The 10,219-nt window shown below is 72.2% G+C and carries 9 protein-coding genes; 3 read left to right on the top strand and 6 right to left on the bottom strand.

Translation table 11 applies throughout. The features are described from left to right. Positions 1-36: 36 nt before the first annotated feature. Together B4915_RS00305 and B4915_RS00300 are read right to left on the bottom strand one after the other, a co-directional pair. A complete protein-coding gene (locus B4915_RS00305; RefSeq protein ID WP_105803899.1) occupies positions 37-1,200 on the bottom strand; it encodes an acyl-CoA dehydrogenase family protein in 1,164 nt (387 codons plus the stop codon). A gap of 107 nt (positions 1,201-1,307) precedes the next feature. Next, a complete protein-coding gene (locus B4915_RS00300) occupies positions 1,308-2,510 on the bottom strand; it encodes a CaiB/BaiF CoA transferase family protein (protein ID WP_105803898.1) in 1,203 nt (400 codons plus the stop codon). Positions 2,511-2,642: 132 nt separating this feature from the next. On the opposite strand from B4915_RS00300, the gene B4915_RS00295 reads away from it, so the two are divergent. Beyond that, complete coding sequence (locus B4915_RS00295) at positions 2,643-4,202, top strand: PucR family transcriptional regulator ligand-binding domain-containing protein (RefSeq protein ID WP_105803897.1); 1,560 nt, start codon at positions 2,643-2,645, stop codon at positions 4,200-4,202. A gap of 116 nt (positions 4,203-4,318) precedes the next feature. Here the strand turns inward: B4915_RS00295 and B4915_RS00290 are convergent, their stop codons facing one another. Continuing rightward, positions 4,319-4,774 carry a DUF3817 domain-containing protein gene (locus B4915_RS00290; RefSeq protein ID WP_105803896.1) on the bottom strand — a complete coding sequence of 152 codons (456 nt, stop codon included), beginning with the start codon at positions 4,772-4,774 and terminating at the stop codon, positions 4,319-4,321. Positions 4,775-4,844: 70 nt separating this feature from the next. Between B4915_RS00290 and B4915_RS00285 the strand changes: the two genes are divergently transcribed. Next, positions 4,845-5,633, top strand: coding sequence for an alpha/beta fold hydrolase (locus B4915_RS00285; RefSeq protein ID WP_105803895.1), 789 nt, complete (start codon positions 4,845-4,847; stop codon positions 5,631-5,633). A gap of 63 nt (positions 5,634-5,696) precedes the next feature. Here B4915_RS00285 and B4915_RS00280 read toward each other — a convergent pair whose 3' ends face one another. From B4915_RS00280 to B4915_RS00270, 3 genes are all read right to left on the bottom strand, one after another. Next, positions 5,697-6,326, bottom strand: a complete 630-nt coding sequence (locus tag B4915_RS00280) for a hypothetical protein (RefSeq protein ID WP_105803894.1) — start codon at positions 6,324-6,326, stop codon at positions 5,697-5,699. A gap of 26 nt (positions 6,327-6,352) precedes the next feature. Beyond that, the gene (locus B4915_RS00275; RefSeq protein WP_105803893.1) at positions 6,353-6,871 is read right to left on the bottom strand and encodes an amino-acid N-acetyltransferase; all 519 of its coding nucleotides are present in this window, start codon (positions 6,869-6,871) and stop codon (positions 6,353-6,355) included. A 177-nt stretch (positions 6,872-7,048) separates the two neighbouring features. Continuing rightward, positions 7,049-9,574 carry an ATP-dependent Clp protease ATP-binding subunit gene (locus tag B4915_RS00270; RefSeq protein WP_105803892.1) on the bottom strand — a complete coding sequence of 842 codons (2,526 nt, stop codon included), beginning with the start codon at positions 9,572-9,574 and terminating at the stop codon, positions 7,049-7,051. Between the two features lie 337 nt (positions 9,575-9,911). Between B4915_RS00270 and B4915_RS00265 the strand changes: the two genes are divergently transcribed. Further along, positions 9,912-10,219 (top strand): hypothetical protein (locus tag B4915_RS00265; protein ID WP_146119976.1); only part of this gene is annotated, 308 nt, incomplete at its 3' end.

Genomic DNA, 10,219 nt, shown 5'->3' with positions numbered 1-10,219 from the left:
CCGGAGGATTGGGGACGGCCGGGGGCCGAGAGGGGGTCAGAAGGCGGCGATGCCGGTGAGCTCGCGGCCGATCACGAGCTGGTGCACCTCGTCGGTGCCCTCGTAGGTGCGCACCGACTCCAGATTGGCCATGTGGCGCATCACCGGGAAGTCGGAGGTGATGCCGTCGCCGCCGAGGATCGCGCGAGCGGCGCCCGCGATCTTGATCGCCTCGCGCACGTTGTTGAGCTTGCCGACGGAGATCTGGCCGTACGTCAGCGTCCCCGCGTCCTTCTGCCGCCCGAGGTGCAGCGCGAGCAGCAGCCCCTTCTCGTACTCGAGGAACATATCGGCGAGCTTCGCCTGGATGATCTGCTTGCCGCCGATGGGCGTGCCGAAGACCTCGCGCGTCTGCGCCCGCTCCACCGCCACCTCGAGGCAGGAGCGCGCCGCGCCCATCACGCCCCAGGCGATGCCGTAGCGGGCCTCGTTCAGGCACTTGAACGGCGCCGACAGGCCCTTCGCCCCCGGCAGGATCGCGTCGGCCGGCAGCCGCACATCGACGAGCTCGATCTCGGTCTGCAGCGAGGCGCGCATCGAGAGCTTGTTCTCGATCGCCGTCGCCGTGAAGCCGGGAGTCTCCGTCGGGACGACGAAGCCGCGCACGATCCCCTCCTCGTCCTTCGCCCAGATCACGCCCAGCTGCGCGATCGTCGCGAGGCCGATCCAGCGCTTCGTGCCGTTCAGCACCCACTCGTCGCCCTCGCGGCGCGCCGTTGTGAGCATCGTGTTCGGGTCCGAGCCGCCCTGCGGCTCCGTGAGGCCGAAGAAGCCGATCGCCTCGCCGCGGCCCATCGCGGGCAGCCAGCGCTGCTTCTGCTCCTCCGAGCCGAACTTGTAGATGGCGCCCATCGCGAGCGAGCCCTGCACGGAGAGCGCCGTGCGGAAGCCCGAGTCGACCGCCTCGAACTCCATCGCCACGAGACCGTAGGCGACGGACGAGGCCCCCTTCAGGCCGTAGCCGTGCATGTACATGCCGAAGGCGCCGAACTCGCCCACCTCGGGCAGCAGCTCCACGGGCAGGCGGCGGTCCTCGAAGGCCTGGTCGATGACGGGGCGGATGCGCGTCTGCGCGAACTCCCGCGCCCGCAGCTGCCACTCGCGCTCCTCCTCGGTGACGAAGTCGGCGACGTCGAAGAGCCGGTCGATGGTGGTGGTCATGGCGGTCCTTTCGCGGAGGCGAGGATGGGGTTCGGGGTGAGGGATGGGGTGCGAGCGAGCTCCGGATCGCCCGGGGCTCGGGCGCTGCTGCGGCTGCTCGTCGCGCTTCAGCGCGGCAGCCAGCTCGCGTCCTGATGCTCGCCCACGCCCGGCGGCGGGGCCGCGTAGCGGGCCGGGGTCGCCGAGAGGAAGACGGGGTTCGCGACCGAGCGCAGCGTGTGCCGCTCGCCGTCGGGGCCGAGCGCCGCGGTCTCGGCGACGGGCTCCAGCCCCAGCGTCTCGGCGAGCTCGATCGCCTGGGCGATGGTGTTGACGCGGCCGGCGGGGATGTTCGCGTCGGTGAAGGCCTCGATCCACTCGGCGGCCGGACGCGTCCGCAGCCGCTCCGCCAGGGCCGCGCGCAGCTCGGAGCGGTGGGCGACGCGCTGCGGATTCGTGGCGAAGCGCTCGTCCGCGGCGAGCCCGGGGACGCCGAGCACCTCGCAGAGCCGCGCGAACTGCCCGTCGGTGCCGACGGCGAGCGCGACCGGCTGGTCGGCGGCGTCGAGCGTCTCGTAGGGGGAGATCGAGGGGTGCGCGTTGCCCATGCGGCCGGGAGCGACCCCGGTCTCCAGGGTCGAGGAGGCCTGATTCGCGAGCGCGGAGAGCAGGGAACCGAGCAGGGTGACCTTGACGTGCTGGCCGCGGCCGCTGCCGCTCATGTCCGCGCCGCCGTCGCGCGCACGCAGCGCGGCCTGGATCCCGATCACCGCGTTCAGCCCGGTGAGGATGTCCACGAGCGCGACGCCCACCTTCGTCGGCTCGCCGCCGGCCGCGTCGCTCTGGCCCGTGATGCTCATCAGCCCGCCGACCGCCTGCACGAGCAGGTCGTAGCCGGGCAGATCGCGGCCGGCAGCGTCGCCGAAGCCCGAGATCGAGCAGTACACGACTCCGGGGTTCTCGGCGGAGAGCGTCTCGTAGCCGAGGCCGAAGCGCTCCATCGTGCCGGGCTTGAAGTTCTCGATCACGACGTCGGCGGTGCGGGCGAGTTCGGCGGCGCGGGCGAGGCCCTCGGGCGTCCGCAGATCGCAGACGACGGAGCGCTTGCCGCGGTTCACCCCCGCGAAGTAGGTGCTCTGCCCCACGGCGTTCACCGGCGGTGACCACTGCCGCGTGCCGTCGCCCTCGGGGCTCTCGATCTTGATCACATCGGCGCCGAGATCGGCGAGGATCATGGTCGCGTGCGGCCCGGCCAGCACCCGTGAGAAGTCGGCGACGCGGATCCCGCGCAGGGCTCCGCCGCTCGCGGTCGATGCGGCTCGGTCGTTCACGGCGCCCCTCTCGTCTCGTGCCCGGGGCGATCCGCAGCGCGCTCGCCCGCTCCGCCAGTCTACGTTCGCGGGGACCTCCCCCACTCGCGGGATTGCATAGTGGCAAAGCTTGCACCTGTGCAAAAATTGCTTATGGCCTTGCTCTCCCAGCTGCTCAACCTGCCCGATCTGGGGCTTCGCCTCGTGCAGGCCGGGCCGGGCGACCCCGAGATCAGCTGGAGCTCGACCACGGAGCTGCTCGACCTCGGTGCCTACCTGGAGGGCGGCGAGATCATCCTCACCACTGGCCTCGCGCTCGCCGAGGACGACCCGCGCTGGCGGGACTTCGTCGCGAGCCTCAGCCGCGCCCGCGTCGCCGCGATCGGCTTCGGGATCGGCGTCAATCACGCGCGCATCCCGCCGCCCCTCAGCCGCGCCGCGAGCGAGTACCGGGTGGCGCTCTTCGAGATCCCGCTGCCCGTGCCGTTCATCGCGGTGACGAAGGCGATCGCGGCCCTGCTGCGCTCCGACGAGCTGCGAGCTGCGCGGGCGGCGCTGCAGGCGCAGCAACGGCTGCTCGACGGGGCGCGCAGCGACCGGGACCCGGCGGAGGTGCTGGCGAGCATCGCCCAGGCCACGGGGAAGCAGCTCGCGGTGGTGGGGTCCGACGGCAGCACCCTCGCGAGCACCGGCGGCTTCGCGGCGGCGCAGCGCGCCGACGGCGCCGAGTACATCGAGCTCGACCCGGCCGGGGCCCTGCGGCTCGCCGTCGCGGGAGGGGCCCCGGCCACGCCCGAGGGCAGCGCGGTGATCGCTGCAGGGTCGATGGTGCTGGGGCTCGGCCTGCGCAGCGACCACGCCGACACGGCCCGCGAGCGCGGACGCTGGGGCCGGCTCACCGCGGCGCTGCTCGGGGGAGAGGTCTCGCCCGGTGCGGTCGCGATCCTGGACCCCGAGCTGCGCCTGCCCGAGCGCCTGCGCGCGGTCGCCGTGCAGGGCACCGCGGAGGACGTCGGCGAGTGGCGGCGGCGGCCGCGCACCGGCCTCGACCGGCTGATCGCCGCCGAGGAGGAGCCGCCGGCGCCCGGCCTCGCCCGCGCCTGGCAGCTCGCGGCGGATGAGCCAGAGGCGCTGGAGCGCCTGCTCGCTGTCGCTGCCGCCCACGGCCTCGACGTCGTGGTCGGCAGGCCGGCCACGCCCGCGGAGCTGCCCCTGAGCCGCCGTTCGGCCGCCTCCCGCGTCAGCGAGCTGTCGACGACCGCCCCGCTCTACGCCGCTCCGCGCGTGCCCGAGACGGTGTGGGCGGATCGGGACGCTCCGCTGCTGGAGGCGCTGCTCGCGGTGGAGCGGGCGGGGAGGGCCGCGCCGGATCCGGCGGCGCTCGTCCCGGAGGGCGCGACGCTCAGCTCGGCCGTGCTGGGGCCGCTCTCGCTGCGGGAGACCCGGCGTATCCCGGAGCCGGATGGGGAGGCCGAGCAGCCCGCGGCCGCGCCCCTCACGGCGGCGGAACGCGAGACCCTGCGCGAGACGCTGCGGGCCGTGTTCGAAGCCGACGGTCAGCGCGGCCCCGCGGCCACGAGGCTCGGGATCCACCGCAACACGCTGCGCGACCGCCTCTCGCGCATCGAACGCCTGACGGGGCGCTCGCTCGGCAGCGCGGACGACCGCTCCGAGCTGTGGCTGGCGCTGCGGCTCGAGGAGCTGGGCCGGTAGCGGCACGCGGCCGGACGGCCGGACGAGCGAGGGGCGAGCCCGGCGAGCGGGAGACGGCGACGGCCCCGCGAGCGGGGGGCGGGCCGAGCCCGGCGAGCGGGGGCGGCCCGCGCCGCTCAGCGCTTCGGCACGGGCGACCCGAGCCACAGCAGCAGGATGAACACCGCGGTCACCGCGACCGCGAGGAGGAGCAGCGCGAGCCAGGGATGCCCCAGCACCCACGCCAGCACCCGCTCCGGGAAGCGCCTCGGCGCCTCGCCGCCCGAGCCCAGCCGCCAGCGCCGCGGGAGCATCCCGCGGCGGTCGATGACCAGCTCGAACGGCAGCGTCGCGAACGGCACCACCGCGCTCGCCAGGCCCAGCACGCCCCAGGAGAACCGCCAGCGGGCGTCCACCCACACCAGCACCGTCACCACGCAGTAGCTGAGGAACACGAAGCCGTGGATCCCACCGGCGGGCGTCACCCAGGCTTCGCTCACGCCGCTCGCGCGCAGGATCAGCGCGGCGATCAGCCCCGCCCAGGTGAGCAGTTCGGCGAAGGCGAAGATGCGGAACAGGCGGCGAGGCGTCATGGCTCCACCGTATCGGGCGCCTCCTGCGATCCCGCCGGGCGGCTCCCCCGCCCCGCGCTAGGGTGGGGGCATGGCGGGACGGGATCGCAGCTACGAGCGGGACGGCGTGCGCATGGCCTTCACCGACACCCCGGGCCCCGGTGGCTGCACCTTCGTGCTGATCCACGGCATCGGCATGGGCCGCGTCGTGTTCTCCGGCGTGGGTGAGCGGCTGGCCGGGCGAGGCCGCGTGCTCGCCCCCGACCTGCCCGGATTCGGCGACTCCCCCGAACCCGGCACGCGGACCAGCCTCGAGGACAGCGCCCGCTTCATCGCCCGCTTCATCCGCGAGGAGGCGCGCGAGCCCGTCGTGCTCGTGGGACACTCGATGGGCACCCAGATCGCGGCCGAGGTGGCGCTCCGTCAGCCCGAGCTCGTGCGCGGGCTCGTGCTCATCGCCCCGACCGTCAACCGCCGTGAGCGCAGCGCGATCCGGCAGGCGCTGCGGATGGTCCAGGACACCGCAGGCGAAGGGCCCAAAGTGCTGCTCACGGGGCTCGCGGAGTACGTGAAGACGAGCCCCGCGTGGTTCCTCAACAAGCTGCGATTCATGCTGGCGCACCGCCTCGAGGACATCTGCCCCCGCATCGGCACCCCCGCCCTCGTGCTGCGGGGCGAAACCGACCGGGTCTGTCCCCGAGACTGGACGGGCGAGATCGCCGCCGCGCTCCCGCACGGGCGCATGCTCGAGATCCCGGGACGCGGTCACGAAGCGATCATCAAGAGCCCCGAGCCGGTCGCCTCGATGATCCTGGAGTTCACCGACGAGCTCGACGCCACCGAGCAGTCGCGGCACCGGGATGGCGGCACCGGCCGGTAGCGCACTGCGCGGCGACGCGAGCGCACTGCACGGCAGCGGCCGCGCGGAGCGGCGCCGCTGCCGTCAGAAGAGCAGGAACTGGGCGGTGCCCGAGCCCGAGACGCCGCCCGCGGACACCCGCAGATGGTACGAGGCGCCGTCCGCGCTCACCGGATCGCGGGTGATGTCGCAGGTCTCCGGGCTCGAACGGGTGCGATCCCACGCGATCGACTCGCTCACGAGCGGCTTCCCGGGCTCCAGGATCACCGGGAGGCTCTCGGGGTTCTTCTGACAGTCCTTCGAGCGCCAGACCTCGTCCTCGCCGCTCGTGATCGCAAACTCCATGCCCGCCGTGCCCAGCTCGGCGGAGCACGCCGCATCGCCCGTGTTCTCCACGCTCAGGGAGAGCTGCGGCTGCTCGCCCGCCGCATAGTCGGACTTGTCGGTGATCGGGGTCACCGTCAGCTGGCCCGCGGCGCACTCCGGCGGCTGCTCGCCGTCCCCGGCAGCCGGCTCCCCCTCCGGCGCGCTGCTCGGCAGATCGCCCGGCACCTCCACCTCCGAGGCCGACGGCGCGGCGCTGTTCGAGCCCGGCTTCAGGAAGACGAGCACGATCACCGCGATCACCGCGAGCAGCCCCGCCAGGACGAGCAGCCGGCGCCGCATATAGACCTTGCGTCCCTTCGGACCTACGGGATCCCTCAGCGTCGACATGGCGCCAGGCTAACGCGGAAGCGCGCTCAGAGCCGCTTCAACATGCGCGTGTTGCCGAGCGTGTTCGGCTTCACCCGCGCGAGGTCGAGGAACTCGGCGACGCCCTCATCGCTCGAGCGCAGCAGCTCGGCGTAGACATCGGCCGCGACGAGCTCGGTGTCCTCGCTCAGCTCCTCGAAGCCGTGCCGGGAGAAGAACTCCGTCTCGAAGGTGAGGCAGAAGAGCTGCGTCAGGCCGAGATCCTGAGCCCGCGCCTCCAGCGACTCCAGCAGCCGGTGTCCCACGCCCCGGCCCAGCCACTCCTCCGAGACGCCCAGGGTGCGCACCTCCCCGAGCTGATCCCACATCACGTGCACGGCACCGTAGCCGACCACCGCATCCTCGCCGTCGGTCGCGACCAGGAACTCCGGCACCGCGGCGTACAGGTCGACGAGGTCCTTGCCGAGCAGGATCCGTCGCGCCACGAGCGGCTCCATCAGCTCGACCATGCGCGGCACATCGGCGGTGCGCGCGGGACGGATGCGGATGTCGGGGCGTGAATTCATCCACCCAGCCTACTCTCGCACGCCCCACCGCACCGCCACCGGCGAGCGGCCCCGGGGCACGGGGCGGCGCGCACGGCACGGCGACGCACCGCGGAGCCCGCCGGAGACGCAGCGGACCGCGGACGCGCGAGGGCCCCGCTGCCGGAACAGCGGGGCCCTCGCGAAACGACCTGCGTGCTACTCGCCGACGCCCGGCGTCGAAGCGGTCGACGCGACCGCCGCCGCGGCGGACGCCGAGCTGTCGCCGCGATCCTGCTCGGACTGACGATCCGTGACGAAGGTGAACTCGCCGTCCGCGAAGTCGACCCGCACCAGATCCCCCGCCAGCAACTCGGCGCCGAGGATCCGCTCCGAGAGGCGATCCTCGATCTCCCGCTGCATGGCGCGGCGCAGCGGCCGCGCGCCCAGCGTCGGATCGTAGCCGATCTCGGCGAGGCGCTCGCGCGCCGCCGGCGAGATCTCGATGTGCATGTCGCGGTCCAGCAGGCGATCCTTGAGCTGCTTCACGAAGAGGTCCACGATCTGCAGCAGCTCGGCCTTGGTGAGCTGCGGGAACACGATCGTGTCGTCGACGCGGTTCAGGAACTCGGGCTTGAAGTGCTTCTTGAGCTCCTCGTTGACCTTGCCCTTCATCATGTCGTAGCCCACCGAGGTGTCGCCCTCCAGCTGGAAGCCGACCGGTCCGCCCGCGATCGCGGAGGACCCCAGGTTGGTGGTCATGATGATGACGGTGTTCTTGAAGTCGATCACGCGCCCCTGGCCGTCGGTGAGACGGCCCTCTTCAAGAATCTGCAGCAGCGAGTTGAAGATGTCGGGGTGCGCCTTCTCGATCTCGTCGAAGAGCACCACGGAGAACGGCTTGCGGCGCACCTTCTCGGTGAGCTGGCCGCCCTCCTCGAAGCCGACGAAGCCGGGGGGCGCGCCGAAGAGCCGCGACACCGTGTGCTTCTCGCCGTACTCGCTCATGTCGAGCGAGATGAGCGCGTCCTCGTCGTCGAACAGGAACTCCGCGAGCGCCTTCGCGAGCTCGGTCTTGCCGACGCCCGTGGGGCCGGCGAAGATGAACGAGCCCGAGGGGCGCTTGGGGTCCTTCAGCCCGGCGCGCTGACGGCGGATCGTCTTCGCGAGCGCCGAGATCGCCTCGTTCTGGCCGATGACCCGCTGGTGCAGGGCCTCCTCCATGAAGCGCAGGCGCGAGGTCTCCTCCTCGGTGAGCTTGAACACGGGAATGCCCGTGGCCTGCGCCAGCACCTCGGCGATGAGCCCCTCGTCCACCTCGGCCTGCGTGGCCACGTCTCCCGCGCGCCACTGCTTCTCCAGCCGCAGCCGCTCGGCGATCAGCTTCTTCTCCTCGTCGCGCTTGTTCGCCGCGGCCTCGAAGTCCTGCGCCTCGATGGCCTGCTCCTTGTCGGCGCGCACCACCGCGATCTTCTCGTCGAACTCGCGCAGCTCCGGCGGGCTCGACAGGATCGACAGCCGCAGGCGCGCGCCCGCCTCGTCGATCAGGTCGATGGCCTTGTCGGGCAGGAAGCGATCCTGCACGTAGCGATCCGCGAGGTTCACCGCGGCCACGATGGCGCCGTCGGTGATGGACACCTTGTGGTGCGCCTCGTAGCGATCCCGCAGCCCCTTGAGGATGTTGATCGAGTGCGGCAGCGAGGGCTCCGCGACCTGGATCGACTGGAAGCGGCGCTCGAGGGCGGCGTCCTTCTCGAAGTGCTTGCGGTACTCGTCGAGCGTGGTCGCGCCGATGGTCTGCAGCTCGCCGCGGGCCAGCATGGGCTTCAGGATGTTGGCCGCGTCGATCGCGCCCTCGGCCGCGCCGGCGCCCACGAGGGTGTGGATCTCATCGATGAAGATGATGATGTCGCCGCGGTTGCGGATCTCCTTCGTGACCTTCTTCAGGCGCTCCTCGAAGTCGCCGCGGTAGCGGCTGCCCGCGATCATGGAGCCGAGGTCGAGCACGTAGACCTGCTTGTCCTTAAGCGTCTCGGGCACCTCGCCCTTCACGATGGCCTGCGCGAGGCCCTCGACCACGGCGGTCTTGCCGACGCCCGGTTCGCCGATCAGCACCGGGTTGTTCTTGGAGCGGCGCGAGAGGATCTGCATGACCCGCTCGACCTCCTTCTCGCGGCCGATCACCGGGTCGAGCTTGCCCTCGCGGGCGGCCTGGGTGAGGTTGCGGCCGAAGTTGTCGAGCACCTGCGAGCCCTTCGACTCGCTCTGCTGCTCGGGAGCGCCCACGGTCGCGCTCTCCTTGCCGGCCTGGTAGCCGGAGAGGAGCTGGATCACGGTCTGGCGCACCCGGTTGAGGTCGGCGCCCAGCTTCACGAGCACCTGGGCGGCGACGCCCTCGCCCTCGCGGATCAGGCCGAGCAGGATGTGCTCGGTGCCGATGTAGTTGTGGCCGAGCTGCAGCGCCTCACGGAGGCTGAGCTCGAGCACCTTCTTGGCGCGCGGCGTGAAGGGGATGTGCCCCGAGGGCGGCTGCTGGCCGGTGCCGATGATGTCGGTCACCTGCGCGCGCACCGCGTCGAGCGAGATCTCGAGCTGCTCGAGCGCCTTCGCGGCGACGCCCTCGCCCTCGTGGATCAGGCCGAGCAGGATGTGCTCGGTGCCGATGTAGTTGTGGTTGAGCATCTTCGCCTCTTCTTGGGCGAGCACAACCACCCGACGGGCGCGGTCGGTGAATCTCTCGAACATCTCTAACCTCCTTGCGGTCTCCGAAGACGGGGGGACACCGCTGATGCATCCAGGCTACGGCGTGATCCCCGATCGCGGGGCGCTGTTCGTGCTGGGCGTAATGGGCCCCGGCCCGCCCGCGGCGCCTCGCTCGAGCGGCGGTGGTGCGGACGGGCGGCGGCGCTTTCCGCGGGGGAAACGGCCGCCGCTCGCGAGAAGCGCCGCCGCTCACGGGAAGGAGGGGCGCGGAGGGGCCGGGCGGCTTGACCGGGGGCGCGGAGGCGGGTAACTTATCGAAGAACGATAATAACGATGATCGATAAGCGAGGCGGGGGACGCCTCGCGGAACGGAGGATCCGTGAACACTGCAGCTCGTGACACCAGCCCGCGCGAAGCGGCGCTCAGCCGCGGCGACACCTGGGGGGTCTGGATCCTCATCGCCGGCGGAGTCGCGATCGCCGCGTACACGGCGGTGCGGGGCGTCATGCGCATCGTGGAGATCCTGCGCAACGTCGACGTGCCCGTCGCCGCCGAGTTCACCGGCACGACCCTGCCCGCCCCGATCGGCGCCGACGGAGCCGAGCTCGCCGTCGCCCTGCAGCGGGCGGAGCTCACCGTGAGCGGACTGCCCGGCGTCGCGGTCGCCGCGGGCGTGCTGCAGGCGGC

The organism is Leucobacter massiliensis (genome assembly GCF_002982315.1).
GTDB classification, from domain to species: Bacteria; Actinomycetota; Actinomycetes; order Actinomycetales; family Microbacteriaceae; genus Leucobacter; species Leucobacter massiliensis.
This window is presented reverse-complemented; position numbering and strand designations above follow the sequence as displayed.

Coding starts and splice junctions, on each gene's coding strand:
- B4915_RS00305 (WP_105803899.1), bottom strand. CDS start 1,200: ATGACCACCACCATCGACCGGCTCTTCGACGTCGCCGACTTCGTCACC.
- B4915_RS00295 (WP_105803897.1), top strand. CDS start 2,643: ATGGCCTTGCTCTCCCAGCTGCTCAACCTGCCCGATCTGGGGCTTCGC.
- B4915_RS00290 (WP_105803896.1), bottom strand. CDS start 4,774: ATGACGCCTCGCCGCCTGTTCCGCATCTTCGCCTTCGCCGAACTGCTC.
- B4915_RS00285 (WP_105803895.1), top strand. CDS start 4,845: ATGGCGGGACGGGATCGCAGCTACGAGCGGGACGGCGTGCGCATGGCC.
- B4915_RS00280 (WP_105803894.1), bottom strand. CDS start 6,326: ATGTCGACGCTGAGGGATCCCGTAGGTCCGAAGGGACGCAAGGTCTAT.
- B4915_RS00275 (WP_105803893.1), bottom strand. CDS start 6,871: ATGAATTCACGCCCCGACATCCGCATCCGTCCCGCGCGCACCGCCGAT.
- B4915_RS00270 (WP_105803892.1), bottom strand. CDS start 9,574: ATGTTCGAGAGATTCACCGACCGCGCCCGTCGGGTGGTTGTGCTCGCC.